Genomic DNA, 13,464 nt, shown 5'->3' on the forward strand with positions numbered 1-13,464 from the left:
TTTTTGGCGAATCATTTAAAAAAATCCACCTCGTCCAAAAGCGCTCTATCCAGAAAAGTTCCCCCTTCAACGGCGGAGAGTGCCTTTATAATCGGCGAGTCACATTCATTTAAATAATAGAACCCATTATTTGCGCGCAATAATGGGTCAACCGCTATTTTCCCGTGGCTCGGCTTATCGTGTTGCCCGCATTAGCAGACTAACAATAAACGCGCCGCCAAGCCCGGCAGTAATAATACCAATCGGTAATTCTTGATTCGCTATCAGACTTCGACTAAGTATATCGCCGCCAATGAGCAATATCGCGCCCAGCAGACCGCACATTGGTACGGTCAGCCGGTGCCTGACGCCAACGACCCGACGCGCCAGATAAGGAACCATCAGGCCGACAAAACCAATGACCCCGGTTAAAGAGACCAGTAAAGCGGTAGCCAACGCGCAGCAGAGAAAGGTTTCGCTTCTCAAACGCTGCACATCGACGCCCAGCGAGCAGGCCGTCTGCTCCCCCGCCAGCAGTGCATCCAACGCCCGCCAGCGACGCAGGGTAAATCCGCTCAACAACCCCAGGCTCAATAATGGAATGAACAAGTTGTCCCATCGCGCCAGTCCCAGACCGCCCAATGACCAGAATAGCAACGAACCGGCCGCTCGCTGGTCGCCGGAAAAGACCAGATAGCTGGTCAGCGCGCTGAAAAGAAACGACACCGCCAGGCCGCAGATAATTAACTGTTCCGCCCGCCTTAGCTGATTGACGCGAAACAATATCATCACCGCCAGCGCGGATAATATCCCGCCGACGAAGGCCGAGACCGGCAGCGTAAACGCCCCCAGTACATCGCCGAAGCGGGTGATCACCAGCACCGCGCCGGCGGAAGCGCCTGAAGAGAGACCAAACAAAAATGGATCGGCCAGTTCGTTACGTGTCGTGGTCTGTAACAGCAAGCCGGCGATCGCCAGTCCTGCGCCGGTCAACGCCGCCAGCAGGCTCCGTGGTAGACGTAAGTCAATGACGATAGTTTTCAAAATTTCGGGAATGGGAGCGGATGATATCCCTAACGCTGATATCACTTGTTGCCATGAGAGTTCCACACTCCCCAACCGCAGGCTCGAAATCATCAAGCCGCATAAAACCACGGATGCCAGCGCCGTCCACAGAAGAAAACGTTGCACTGACGGCTTCATTTCACGTCCGTGGCATATAAGAGATGCGCCAGCTTCTCAACCGCCGCAATATTCGCCGGGCCCGGAGTCAATTCAGCATACTGTAGCTTAAGATAACGCTGCTGCCGGACGGCGGGCGTCAATTTCATCAGTGGATGAGATTCGAGTACACGCTGCAGCGCCTCGGCTCCCGTGCCGGTTTGGTAATCGAGCAGAATAATCACCTGTGGTTCGCTGGCCGCCACCGCCTCCCACGTCGTCGTGGTCCAGTTCGCGTCCAGAGTATCCATCACGTTGCGTCCCCCGGCCGCCTCGATAATGGCCGTCGGCATCCCGTACTTGCCGCTGGTAAAAGGTTTATCTTCGCCGGAGTCATAGACGAAGACCCGCTGCGGCTGCATATCCGCTGCCCTGGCTGGCAGATTCGCCAGCCGACGTTTCCACCCTTCCACCAACGCCTCGGCCTGTTGTTGCTTGCCAAAAATCTTACCCAACTTGAGTTCATCGTTGTAAAGCAAACTCATGTCGGCTTTCTTTGCCTGCCCGCCGGCCTGTACGCAACTTTCACTCAATACCAGCGTGTTAATTCCATATGGCGCCAGCGTCTGCGGCGTCACATCGCCGCCGATTTTCATGCCGTAGTTCCAGCCGGCGAAGAAAAAGTCCGGCCGGACCGCCAGCAGCGTTTCCAGCGACGGGTATTTAGGTGCCAGCTCGGGGATGGCCCCCATCGCTGCTTTGAACTGTGGTGTTAGTTTATACCAGCCGGTGATGCCGGTTAGCCCCACAATCCGATCCTGGAGATCGAGCGCAAAGGCCATTTCCGCCATATTAAGATCGTTAATTACCGCACGCTGTGGGGGTTGATTAAAGGTGATGGGCTTACCGCAGCTGTCCACGGTAACGGGAAAGGGATTCGCTAACGCGAACGGGCTACTTAACAGCAGCCATAAGATAGTTAAAAGTCTGTTCATATTTACTCGAGGTCATTAAGCGCGATGAGGAACTTCAAAAATGCGCAGCGCTTTACCGCTAACGGGATGCGCCACGCGAAAACTGGTCATGCCAAAAACCGGATAGCTTACGTTGGGGTGCAACGCAGCCTCGGGTACGTCGCAAATCATCTGCTTGCCGTGGTGGATAACCAGCATTCGGTCGGCAAAAGCTTCAGCCGCGGCAAGATCGTGTAACACCGCAATCACCGCAACCTCTGTGCGCTTTACCAGGGTAAGCAACTCGCTCCTCGCCAGCGGATCGAGGTGATTGGTCGGTTCATCCAGCAGGAGTAATGCGGGCGATTGCGCCAGCGCGCGGGCGAGCGCGGCGCGCTGACGCTGACCGCCGGAGAGGTTTCCCAGCGGGCGATGGCGTAAAGGCTGCAGCCCCGTATCGCTAATCACGCTATCCACGATGCGCCGTCCCTGTGCCGAGGAGGGTGATTCACGATACGGTAAACGCCCCAATTGAACATACTCTTCCACCGTCAGGCGCAAATCAGGGGTATCGTTTTGTGACAGGAAAGCAATATTCCGCGCACGCGCTTGAGGCGACAGTTGCCGTAGTGGACACCCCTGCCAGTACAGCGTTCCTTTATCCGGGCGAGCGTCGCCAATGATCGTCCGCAGCAGGCTTGATTTACCACTGCCGTTGGGGCCAATGACCGCCAGCTTTTCGCCGGTATGGAGCGTGAACTGGATATCATCAAGTATCGTTGTACCACGCCGGGCGTTAAGACTTATCCCGTCAACGTGCAGGATCGCAGGTTCGTTCATATGACTCATAGGCTATGTTATAACATAACAATTGTTGTACCACGTTCGCCTACCAACTGCAATTCCGCGCCTGTGGATTTTTTACTAACGATTCGAGGAATATACCCACACTAAAATAATGACAAATTAAATTTTCGATCAGGCTTTTTTCGCTGTATCGCCTGTTGGCAGCCCTTATTTACTCATTAAACATAACAATAACTATTCCTCACCATAATCACAGGGATAACTGCCGCACTATGGTTTGGCTATATGGCGATAACAATCTTTATGACGATAATTTGTGCGTTAAAAATGACGGCTCGCTAAAATTTTCCTGCGGATAAACTCAGCACCCGTGCTCGCAATTGTTCTACATCGATCGACTCAATATAGCGGGCAATGTCGGGATAATACTGTTGGTGATAGCCATATTCCGGGCGGTGCAGCTCCGCCAGCACTTCTGACTTTGTCGCATGGCTAAACAGCAGTTGGTAGAGCGCGACAATCATCCCGGTACGATCGCTGCCGTGCCAGCAGTGCACCAGCGCCGGTTTTACCGCACGATGTAAAAAGCTCAGCGCAATCACCACATCATCGTCGTTAATCGCAGCCGCGTTCATCGGCACCCTATACAAAATAAGCCCCGTACCCTGCGCTTCGTGAGCATCGCTGTGCCACTGGCGCAAATTTAACACTGAGCGTATTCCTATACGCTCCAGGTTCTGCATCTGCAGTCGATTGGGTTGCGCCGAACGATACAACTCAGGCGTGACGCGATAAAAATTATCCGGCATATTTTCGCTTGCCGCTGCGGATAATCCTGCGGTCAGGCTAATTAATAATAGTAACCATTTAACGCAAGAATAAATACTATCCTTAATTAGCAATATCATGAATAATCCTTTTCATTTACCGCGAAATATTTACGCTGCAAGTTGAATATCTAATAATACCCGTGAGCGCAATCCGAATTGTTAGCCGTTCCAATCTCCTTTGATAGCCATCAAATTCATTCGCCTGTGGCCGGTAATTTCGCTATCATCCGCCTCACCCTTAAGCAGCACCTGCCCATGTCTACCGTAATTGATACCTTTATCGCCCCACCTTGTTCCGCGCAGATTAACATCCTCTACGAGGACGAACACTTGTTGTTGATCGACAAACCCAGCGGTCTGCTCAGCCTGTCGGGGAAGAACCCGCAGAACCTGGATTCAGTCCATCATCGCCTGGTGCAGGATTTTCCGGGATGCACGCTGGTGCATCGGCTCGATTTCGGGACTTCCGGGCTGATGGTGGTGGCGCGTAACAAAACGATCAACGCCGCGCTGTGCCAGCAGTTCAGTCAGCGGGCGGTAAGCAAGGTTTATCACGCTCTGTTGTGTGGGCATCCAGAGGAAGATGAAGGGGTGATAGACGCGCCGATTGCCAAAGATCCGGCGCTGTTTCCACGGATGGCGATTAGCGCGCGTAACGGTAAACCGGCGCGCTCGCGCTATCAGGTGCTATCACGGGAATGGTTGCCAACAGCCAGTGGTTCGCTGGCGGTAACTCGCGTACGATTGCAACCGGAAACCGGACGCACCCATCAGCTACGCATCCACTGCCAGCATCTCGGCTATCCGATTCTCGGTTGCGATCTCTACGGAGGGCTGGCGGCACATCAGGCCTCACGCCTGATGCTCCACGCCAGCGAACTGCATTTTCACCATCCGGTCAGCGGTGAAGCGATAGCGGCGCGCCAGCCCACTCCTTTCTGATTCGTCAGTCGCAAATTACTTTTATCGCCAGCCCGCCGCGCGAAGTTTCACGATATTTATCGTTCATGTCTTTGCCGGTTTCATACATCGTCTCAATGACGTTGTCGAGACAGACCCGCGGCTCGCTGGTTCGGCGGAGCGCCATCCGCGCGGCGTTAACCGCCTTCACCGCATTGATAGCATTGCGTTCGATGCAGGGGATTTGCACCTGCCCGGCCACCGGGTCGCAGGTCAGACCGAGGTTATGTTCCATCGCAATCTCCGCGGCGTTGCATACCTGCGCCGGGCTGCCGCCAAGGAGTTCCGTCAGCCCCGCCGCCGCCATGGAACAGGCCACGCCAATTTCTCCCTGGCAGCCAACTTCTGCGCCAGATATAGAGGCATTCATCTTATACAGTGAACCGATAGCCGCCGCAGCCAGCAGATAGCGAGCAATCGAGTTGGCATTGACCGGGCGGCGAAACTTGTCGTAATAGGCCAGAACCGCGGGAATAATCCCGCATGCGCCATTGGTAGGCGCAGTGACGACCCGGCCACCGGCGGCATTCTCTTCGCTCACCGCCAGCGCGAACATATTGATCCAGTCGATGACGTTCATCGGATCGCGGGAGAGGCTGTCGCTGGCCACCAGCTGTCGGCGCAGCGCAGCCGCTCTGCGCGGTACGTTGAGCGGCCCCGGCAGCACGCCCTCGGTATTCATTCCCCGCTCAATACCGTTATGCATCACCGCGTAAATGGCGGCGAAACCAGCATCGATTTGCCCCTTATCGCGCAGCGCCAGCTCGTTTTGCATCATCAGACCGGAAATCGAAAGGCCATTGTGCTCGCACAGCTGAAGCAGTTGATGGGCGGAGCGGAAATCAAAGGGGACCGGCGTTGCGACATCGTGAGTCTGGCCAAAACGCGCTTCCTCAACGATAAACCCGCCGCCAATTGAGTAATAGGTTTTGCTGAGTAGCGGCTGCTGATGATCCCAGGCGCTGATACGCATACCGTTCTCATGGCGGGCCAGCGCGCTATCATGAAATACGATGCTCTCCGGCAGCGGGAAATCGACCTGCCGACTCCCCTTCGCCACCGGCAGACGGCCGCTCGCGGTCACCTGCTGAATAAAAGCCGGGATGGCGTCAATATCGACATCCTGCGGACTATTGCCCGCCAGCCCCATGATGATGGCGACATCGGTCGCATGCCCTTTGCCGGTTAGCGATAGCGAACCGTACAGATCGACGACAATGCGCGAAGTCTGCGTCAGGTCGCCGCTGCTCGCCAGCTCAGTGATAAAACTTTTTCCTGCATTCATCGGCCCCACCGTATGGGAACTCGAAGGGCCAATACCAATTTTGAAAATATCGAAAGCGCTAATCATATCTACACCTCGGTTTACCGTGCAGTGAAGACCAGGTTTCACACCGATGATAAAAAATGGGGCGACCATGATCGTCGCCCCGTTGCGTTACAGCGCCTGGGTGAAGGTTCGCGAAATGACATCCTGCTGCTGTTCATGGGTCAGCGCATTAAAGCGCACCGCATAGCCAGAGACGCGGATGGTCAGGTTCGGATAATTTTCCGGATGAGCAATGGCATCCAGCAACATTTCGCGGTTCATCACGTTGACGTTCAGATGCTGGCCGCCCTCGATCCGCTCTTCGTGGTGGAAGTAACCGTCCAGCAGACCGACGAGGTTGGTTTGTCGGACGCTCGCCTCTTTGCCTAACGCCGCCGGGACGATCGAGAAGGTATAAGAGATTCCATCCTTCGCGTAGGTGAACGGCAACTTCGCCACGGAAGTCAACGAAGCGACCGCCCCTTTGCGATCGCGGCCATGCATCGGGTTTGCTCCCGGCGCAAACGGCGTACCGGCGCGGCGGCCATCCGGGGTATTACCGGTTTTCTGGCCGTACACCACGTTTGAGGTAATCGTCAGAATCGACTGCGTGGGCACCGCGTTACGGTAGGTCGGCAACACCTTAATTTTCTTCATAAAGCGTTCAACGAGATCGCAGGCAATACTATCGACGCGCTGATCGTTATTGCCGTACTGCGGATAATCGCCTTCAATCTCAAAATCGATCGCCAGGCCGCTGTCGTCGCGGATGGGTTTCACCTTCGCGTGCTTAATAGCCGAAAGCGAATCCGCCGCCACCGACAACCCGGCAATCCCGCAGGCCATGGTGCGGTATACGTCGCGGTCGTGCAGCGCCATCAGCGAGGCTTCATAACTGTATTTATCGTGCATGTAATGAATGATGTTCAGCGCGCTGATGTACTGCACCGCCAGCCAATCCATGAAATGATCGAGGCTGGCCATCACTTTGTCGTAATCCAGCACTTCGTCCATCAGCGGCGCGGTTTTCGGCCCGACCTGGATTTTGAGTTTCTCATCCACCCCGCCGTTGATTGCGTACAGCAGCGTTTTGGCGAGGTTGGCGCGAGCGCCGAAGAACTGCATCTGTTTGCCGATAACCATCGGGCTGACGCAGCAGGCAATGGCGTAATCATCACTGTTGAAATCGGCGCGCATCAGGTCATCGTTTTCATACTGCAACGAGGAGGTGACGATCGAGACGTGGGCGGCGTATTTCTTAAAGGCAATCGGCAGCGCTTCCGACCACAATACGGTAAGGTTAGGTTCCGGCGCCGGGCCCATGGTGTGCAGCGTATGCAGATAGCGGAAAGAGTTTTTAGTCACCAGCGTGCGACCATCCAGCCCCATCCCGCCAATCACCTCGGTTGCCCAGATGGGATCGCCGGAGAACAGCGTATCGAATTCCGGCGTACGCAGGAAACGCACCACGCGGATCTTCATAATGAAATGGTCGATCAGCTCCTGCGCCTGTTGTTCATTGAGGATCCCGGCGTGGAAGTCGCGTTCGATATAGATATCGAGGAAAGAGGCGGTACGCCCCAGCGACATCGCGCCGCCGTTTTGCGATTTCACCGCCGCCAGATAGGCGAAGTATAACCACTGTACCGCTTCCTGGGCGTTGCGCGCCGGGCGGGAGATATCGCAGCCGTATTTCGCCGCCATCTCCTGCATTTGCAGCAGCGCGCGGCGGTGCTCCGCCAGCTCTTCACGCAGACGAATAGTAGCTTCCAGATCCTGCCCGCGCTCGAGCGTTGCCTGCAGATCGGCAAACTGCAGCTCACGTTCACGCACCAGATAGCGGATGCCGTATAGCGCCACCCGGCGGTAGTCGCCAATGATACGCCCGCGGCCATAGCCGTCCGGCAGCCCGGTCAACACGCCGGATTTACGGCAGCGCAGCATATCCGGCGAATAGGCGTCAAATACCCCCTGATTGTGGGTTTTACGCAGCTCGCTAAACAGATATTCAAACTGACTATCCATTTCCCGGCCATAGGCATCAAACGAGCTTTTAATCATATTAATGCCGCCAAACGGATGCAGCGCGCGCTTGAGCGGTTTATCCGTTTGCAGACCGACAATTTTCTCCAACGCTTGCTCAATATAGCCGGCATCATGGGCGGTAATGGTGGTGGCGATATTGGTATCAAAATCAACCGGCGCGTGGGTAGCGTTCTCTACGCGAATGCCGGCCATCACTTTTTCCCACAGCGCGGTCGTCGCCGGCGTCGCCTCCTCAAGGAACGATTCATCCCCGGTATATGGTGTATAGTTGTGCTGAATAAAATCACGGACATTAATTTCTTCTTTCCAGTCCGTACCGTTAAATCCGTGCCATGCTTCGGCGTACAGCATATCGCTGGTATCGATATTTACCTTCATGAAAATAATCTCTCTACAGGACCACAACGTAATTAAGCAAATTCCAGGGATGTGTTAATTTTGCCTAAATGAATAGCATCGAGCGCAATCATCTTCTCTTCATTGGTGGGGATGACTGCAGATATCACGCGTGCCTCGCGGGAAGAAATAACGCGTTCACCGGCGGAGTTGGGTTGTTTATTTAGCGCATCATTCAGGCTGACGCCGAATACCGCTAAATGCTCAATCACCAGTTGGCGGATTAATACCGAATTTTCGCCGATACCGCCGGTAAAAATAATCGCGTCAAGGCGGCGTAGCGAGGCGGCATGGCCGGCAATGTGGCGGGCAATACGATGCACGAAGGTTTTAATCGCCAACCGCGCGCGTTCATGCCCTTCATGCCAGGCTTTTTCCAGCACCCGCAGGTCGGATGACAATCCGGATATCCCCAGCAGGCCGGACTCCTTATTCACCACGCGCTCCAGATCGCTGAGCGTCTGGTTAGTTTCGCCGGCAATCCACGCCATCGCGCCAAAATCGACATCCCCGCTGCGGGTGCCCATCATCAGGCCTTCCAGCGGCGTCATGCCCATCGAGGTGTCGACGCTGCGGCCGTTGCGTACCGCGCAAATCGACGCGCCGTTGCCAAGATGGGCAATGACCAGCCCGCTATCCTGCTCGGGTAAATCAAGCAGCGCTAGCGCGCGCTGAGACACATAACGGTGCGAAGTGCCGTGGAAGCCGTAGCGACGCACGCCCAATCGCTGGTAATAGTCCCACGGCAGGCCGTAGAGAAATGCCTCTGGCGCCAGCGTCTGATGAAAACTGGTATCAAAGACCGCCACCTGCTGTACGCCCGGGAATAACTGCTGCGCTGATTCAATACCGCTGAGATTGGCGTAATTATGCAGCGGTGCCAGCGGCGACACCTGGCGAATATTGTCGATAACTTCATCGGTAATGATCGCCGATTCGGTAAATATGCTGCCGCCGTGCGCGATACGGTGGCCAATTAACGCCACGCTATCCATTAAACCGCGTTTTTCTAATTCAAATGCGATCGCCTTCAATGCACCTTCATAACTGCGGTGAGCCAGCTTAGCCGGCTCTCCCCCATTTATTGACAGGAACGCATTTTCAGAATTAATGCCATCTGCAATACCAGCCATTAATACTTCACAGCTGGCGGCATCCAGTACTGAAAATTTAATTGAAGACGAGCCGCAGTTAATGACCAGTACTACCGGATATTCATTCATGTCATCACTCCGCTCGTCCTGAGCTTAATTAAAACAGTTTGTAAACGATGTTCAGAATGGTCAGCAGACCGATTACCGTGACGAAAACGTTGTCCAGGCGGCCGCGATATTTCGCCAACGATGGCGCTTTACGGATGGCGTACATCGGCAGCAGGCACAGCAGCGAGGCAATAATCGGCGCGCCCATCGCTTCAATCAGGTCGAGAATGTTCGGGTTGGCGTAAGCGACGATCCACGTTGAGCCCATGATAAAAATCATGCTGATGGTGTTGAGCTTGCCGCTGGAAACTCGGGTTTTATCGCCTTTGTAGCCAAACTTCAGCACCAGACCGTTTAGGCCTTCCAGGGTGCCGAGATAGTGGCCGAAGAAGGATTTGAAAATCGCCACCAGCGCGATGATTGACGCGCCATATTCAAGCACCGTAGCAAAGGTGGATTTGGTGCCGGACAGCGAGGCGAAGTGGTTCGCCAGGTAAGAGAGAACCGGGATATTCTGCGCTTTGGCATCCGCCATATTCTGCGGCGACAGGGTAAACAGGCAGCTGAAGGCGAAGAACATTACCACGGCCACCATCAGCATGCTGGCGCGAGAGATAATCTGTGAACATTTGCGCTCGGTGAACTCGCGACCAAAGTCTTTTTCATACTCTTCGCGCTTGGAGACCACGAATGAAGAGACAATTGGCGAGAAGTTAAACGAGAACACCATAATCGAAATACCCAGCCAGACGGTCACCAGAATACCATCGTGGCCGGTCAGCGAGATCTCGCTTAAATTCACCTGATCGATAACCGCGGAGTTCCAGTAAGGGATCAGCGACAGCGAAATCAGCACCAGGCTGGCGATAAACGGCCATACCAGATAGCTCATTACCTTCACCATCAGATCTTTACCGAACCAGATGACAAACGCCATCAGCAGCAGCAGGAACAGCGCGACAAAACCGCGGTTCAGCGCCGGCAGCTGCAGCTGGTTTTCCCAGAAGGTCATAAAGGTATTGGTGATCGTCACGCCGTAAATCCACAGTAGCGGGCAAATCGCGAAGAAATAAAGGAAAGTAATCACCACCCCGCCGGTTTTACCAAAGTGCTCCTCTACCGTTTCAGTGATATTGCCGGAAGGATTTGAGCCGGAAAGGCACAGCCGGGCCAGCGCCCGATGGCAATAGAAGGCGATCGGGTAGGCCAGCACTAACATCAGTAAGATGGGGATCAGGCCGCCGAAACCGGCGCGGATCGGGAAGAATAATACCCCGGCGCCAATGGCGGTGCCGAATAAGCCCAGGGTCCAGGTGGTGTCCGATTTGCGCCAGGACGACTCTTTTGTCTGGCTGGATACAATGCTATCTGTAGTACTCATATCCTTTCCTCATCAAAAAGATTAAGCGTCAACTAAACCAGTAATTTGCGATACGCGAGACAGGTCGATATTGCCGCCGGAAATAATGCTGACGGTTTTTCGGTTTTGAATATAGCTGTCCAGTTTACCGCTTAATAATGCGGCACAGGCTAACGCCCCGGCCCCTTCGGTAATGACTTTATTGCGTTGAATAAGTGCGACCATACTGTTGCGAATTTCGTCTTCACTGACCAGCACAATATCGTCCACTAATTCACGCACGATTTGATAGGTAATATTCCCTGGACGAGAAACGTCGCAACCGTCAGCCAGGGTGGCATTAGTGCGATGATTGGTAATTTCTCCGGCGTAATACGAGGCGGCCATGCCGTGAACATTTTCCGACTGCACGCCAATAATACGAATAGTCGGGTTAATCGATTTAATCGCCACCGCGATGCCGGCAATTAAACCGCCGCCGCCAATCGGCACAATAACGTTATCGACATCATATAAATCCTCCATGATCTCCAGACCAATAGTCCCCTGGCCGGCTATCACTTTCGGGTCATCGTAGGGAGGAATAAATATACGCCCTTCCATTTCGACAATTTCGCTGACTTTGGCGATGGTGTCGTTAAAATTATCGCCATGTAGCACCACTTCCGCCGAATAGTCGCAGGTGGCGGCCACTTTTGATTTTGGCGCGCCCTTCGGCATTACCACTTTGCCGTCAATGCCGAGCATAGCGCAGGAGAGTGAAACGCCCTGCGCATGGTTACCGGCGGAACACGCCACCACGCCTTTGCGCTTTTCGGCATCGGTCAGCGAGCTGAGTTTATTAAACGCGCCGCGAATTTTAAAAGAACCGGTGCGCTGCATATTTTCAAACTTAAGGAAGATTTCGCCTTTGCATCGTTCACTGAAATAATTTGAGCGCGGCATCCCCGTTTTATATATTTTACCTGCCAATCTTTTCTTCGCTTCGAGGATATCTTCAATAGCAACCGGAAGATCGTATGTAATATGCATGAGAACCTCTTAACCTGGAATTAAAAAAATAGCGTTAATGGGCAGCGATTGATAAATAAATCGCAGCTTAAGTTTCGATTAATATAAATAGACAATCAATCCACACTGATTAATTGTCGTCGTCGGCAACCGCTATGGGCTGAATATTCTTTCGCTAATTCGACTAACGCCGAGGCCGCGCTTTTAATGCGATAATTCTTCGACCATACCGCAGCATAATGCGCTACGGGTAACGCGTCCTCGACAGGAATAGTAATAAATTGATTAGAGCCAAATGGTGCGGTCATATCACAAGGAATAACCGTCAGGAAATCAGCATTGAGAACAAGATTATAAATAGTAACGACAGAGTCTGTTTTAACGATGTTTTCATTGTTGATGCCGCTGCGTTGAAGCGTGGCGAGGAGTTCACTGTAGTAACCCATATTGGTTTGCGGCAATACCCACTGTTCGTGTTGTAACGATGCCAGCGTGGCACTGCCGCTACGCGTTCGCGATTTGCTGGCCACCAGCACGAACTCTGATTCAAATAGCGGTTCGACATGTAGATCGTGCAGCTTCATTTCATCGCTCAGCGTGCCGATGGCGAAATCGAGACGGCCATCGCGGATCGCCGGCAGGAACGAAGAAAGCTGCGCTTCGTACATCGAGACCTGTGCTTTTGGAAATAACTTTTTGAATTTATGGATCATGTCCGACATAAAAGTGAAGCCGATCAGCGACGGGAAACCGAAAGAGACGTCAACGACGGTGCTGCAGGTCATACTGTGCATTTCGTTAACCATATTTTTCATTTCGCGGGTAATCGATTCCGACCAGCTCAACAGCACCTGTCCGGCTTCAGTCAACGTAACACCGGTATTTTTACGGACAATGAGCTCAGTACCGAAATAGTCTTCAATATCATTAATTGTTTTACTGACTGCAGGTTGAGTTAATCCTAATTCTTTCGCTGCTGAACCAATCGAACCACTTCGGATCACCTCCTGGAATACAACCAGGTGCTGAGTTTTAGGGAGCGGAATAGTATTCATATTGGTTATCCACGTTAATGACTTTGTTGACGGCGGGAAGTGTATCAAATGATGATCCGCTGGTTGTGTGAGACTACTCACAAAGCCCTTTCACCTATAATCAACCTTATCCAAAAAACAAATTAAAACACTTAAAATCAATAAGTTAAAATCAAAAACATGAAATTAAGCATGATTTTAGTCAAAGAAATATGAGGGGATAAAAAATATTTATGGGGATAAAAAAGGTTAATTTTTAAGCTAAACGCGAGCAGGGAAGGGGTAATTTTCAAGCAATAAAAGGAGATATATCACATTAATTCCTGATTAAAACACAGGTGTAAACAATCAAATAAAATGAGAAAACTGTATTTATTTCGATTCATTACGGGATGAGGTCACAATTTTTCACGTTA

At 52.9% G+C, this 13,464-nt stretch carries 11 protein-coding genes; 1 reads left to right on the forward strand and 10 read right to left on the reverse strand.

The window, feature by feature from the left end; genetic code table 11:
• Positions 1-174: 174 nt before the first annotated feature.
• The 4 genes from ACSEMK_RS13310 to ACSEMK_RS13325 form a co-directional block, all read right to left on the reverse strand.
• Positions 175-1,116, reverse strand: a complete 942-nt coding sequence (locus tag ACSEMK_RS13310) for a FecCD family ABC transporter permease (RefSeq protein WP_411325170.1) — start codon at positions 1,114-1,116, stop codon at positions 175-177.
• Between the two features lie 62 nt (positions 1,117-1,178).
• Positions 1,179-2,135, reverse strand: a complete 957-nt coding sequence (locus ACSEMK_RS13315) for an ABC transporter substrate-binding protein (protein ID WP_430914532.1) — start codon at positions 2,133-2,135, stop codon at positions 1,179-1,181.
• Positions 2,136-2,150: 15 nt separating this feature from the next.
• Positions 2,151-2,933: an ABC transporter ATP-binding protein gene (locus tag ACSEMK_RS13320; protein WP_430914533.1), complete on the reverse strand. Its 783-nt coding sequence runs from the start codon at positions 2,931-2,933 to the stop codon at positions 2,151-2,153.
• Positions 2,934-3,238: 305 nt separating this feature from the next.
• Positions 3,239-3,808 (reverse strand): tyrosine-protein phosphatase, encoded by a 570-nt coding sequence (locus ACSEMK_RS13325; protein WP_430914534.1) that lies wholly within the window; start codon positions 3,806-3,808, stop codon positions 3,239-3,241.
• A 177-nt stretch (positions 3,809-3,985) separates the two neighbouring features.
• Here ACSEMK_RS13325 and ACSEMK_RS13330 point away from each other — a divergent pair, with 177 nt between their 5' ends.
• On the forward strand, positions 3,986-4,672 hold the full coding sequence (locus ACSEMK_RS13330; RefSeq protein ID WP_430914535.1) for an RluA family pseudouridine synthase: 687 nt from the start codon (positions 3,986-3,988) through the stop codon (positions 4,670-4,672).
• 4 nt (positions 4,673-4,676) lie between these two features.
• Here the strand turns inward: ACSEMK_RS13330 and tdcG are convergent, their stop codons facing one another.
• From tdcG to tdcA, 6 genes are all read right to left on the reverse strand, one after another.
• Positions 4,677-6,041 carry an L-serine ammonia-lyase gene (gene tdcG / locus ACSEMK_RS13335; protein WP_430914536.1) on the reverse strand — a complete coding sequence of 455 codons (1,365 nt, stop codon included), beginning with the start codon at positions 6,039-6,041 and terminating at the stop codon, positions 4,677-4,679.
• 87 nt (positions 6,042-6,128) lie between these two features.
• On the reverse strand, positions 6,129-8,423 hold the full coding sequence (pflB, locus tag ACSEMK_RS13340) for a formate C-acetyltransferase (RefSeq protein ID WP_430914537.1): 2,295 nt from the start codon (positions 8,421-8,423) through the stop codon (positions 6,129-6,131).
• Between the two features lie 32 nt (positions 8,424-8,455).
• Positions 8,456-9,664, reverse strand: a complete 1,209-nt coding sequence (gene tdcD, locus ACSEMK_RS13345) for a propionate kinase (protein ID WP_430914538.1) — start codon at positions 9,662-9,664, stop codon at positions 8,456-8,458.
• 28 nt (positions 9,665-9,692) lie between these two features.
• On the reverse strand, positions 9,693-11,024 hold the full coding sequence (gene tdcC, locus ACSEMK_RS13350; RefSeq protein WP_045390456.1) for a threonine/serine transporter TdcC: 1,332 nt from the start codon (positions 11,022-11,024) through the stop codon (positions 9,693-9,695).
• 21 nt (positions 11,025-11,045) lie between these two features.
• Complete coding sequence (gene tdcB / locus ACSEMK_RS13355) at positions 11,046-12,035, reverse strand: bifunctional threonine ammonia-lyase/L-serine ammonia-lyase TdcB (protein ID WP_015366079.1); 990 nt, start codon at positions 12,033-12,035, stop codon at positions 11,046-11,048.
• A 95-nt stretch (positions 12,036-12,130) separates the two neighbouring features.
• Entirely contained in the window at positions 12,131-13,069 is a 939-nt protein-coding gene (tdcA, locus tag ACSEMK_RS13360) for a transcriptional regulator TdcA (protein ID WP_087860638.1), read from the reverse strand.
• Between the last annotated feature and the right edge of the window lie 395 nt (positions 13,070-13,464).

The sequence above is a fragment of the Klebsiella sp. K-3 genome, assembly GCF_051207495.1.
Classification (GTDB): domain Bacteria; phylum Pseudomonadota; class Gammaproteobacteria; order Enterobacterales; family Enterobacteriaceae; genus Klebsiella; species Klebsiella aerogenes.

What these genes read in the sequence shown, in the direction of transcription:
- ACSEMK_RS13325 (WP_430914534.1), bottom strand. Translation starts at nt 3,808, where the DNA reads ATGATATTGCTAATTAAGGATAGTATTTATTCTTGCGTTAAATGGTTA.
- ACSEMK_RS13330 (WP_430914535.1), top strand. Translation starts at nt 3,986, where the DNA reads ATGTCTACCGTAATTGATACCTTTATCGCCCCACCTTGTTCCGCGCAG.
- ACSEMK_RS13315 (WP_430914532.1), bottom strand. Translation starts at nt 2,135, where the DNA reads ATGAACAGACTTTTAACTATCTTATGGCTGCTGTTAAGTAGCCCGTTC.
- pflB (WP_430914537.1), bottom strand. Translation starts at nt 8,423, where the DNA reads ATGAAGGTAAATATCGATACCAGCGATATGCTGTACGCCGAAGCATGG.
- tdcG (WP_430914536.1), bottom strand. Translation starts at nt 6,041, where the DNA reads ATGATTAGCGCTTTCGATATTTTCAAAATTGGTATTGGCCCTTCGAGT.
- ACSEMK_RS13320 (WP_430914533.1), bottom strand. Translation starts at nt 2,933, where the DNA reads ATGAACGAACCTGCGATCCTGCACGTTGACGGGATAAGTCTTAACGCC.
- tdcD (WP_430914538.1), bottom strand. Translation starts at nt 9,664, where the DNA reads ATGAATGAATATCCGGTAGTACTGGTCATTAACTGCGGCTCGTCTTCA.
- tdcC (WP_045390456.1), bottom strand. Translation starts at nt 11,024, where the DNA reads ATGAGTACTACAGATAGCATTGTATCCAGCCAGACAAAAGAGTCGTCC.
- tdcA (WP_087860638.1), bottom strand. Translation starts at nt 13,069, where the DNA reads ATGAATACTATTCCGCTCCCTAAAACTCAGCACCTGGTTGTATTCCAG.
- tdcB (WP_015366079.1), bottom strand. Translation starts at nt 12,035, where the DNA reads ATGCATATTACATACGATCTTCCGGTTGCTATTGAAGATATCCTCGAA.
- ACSEMK_RS13310 (WP_411325170.1), bottom strand. Translation starts at nt 1,116, where the DNA reads ATGATTTCGAGCCTGCGGTTGGGGAGTGTGGAACTCTCATGGCAACAA.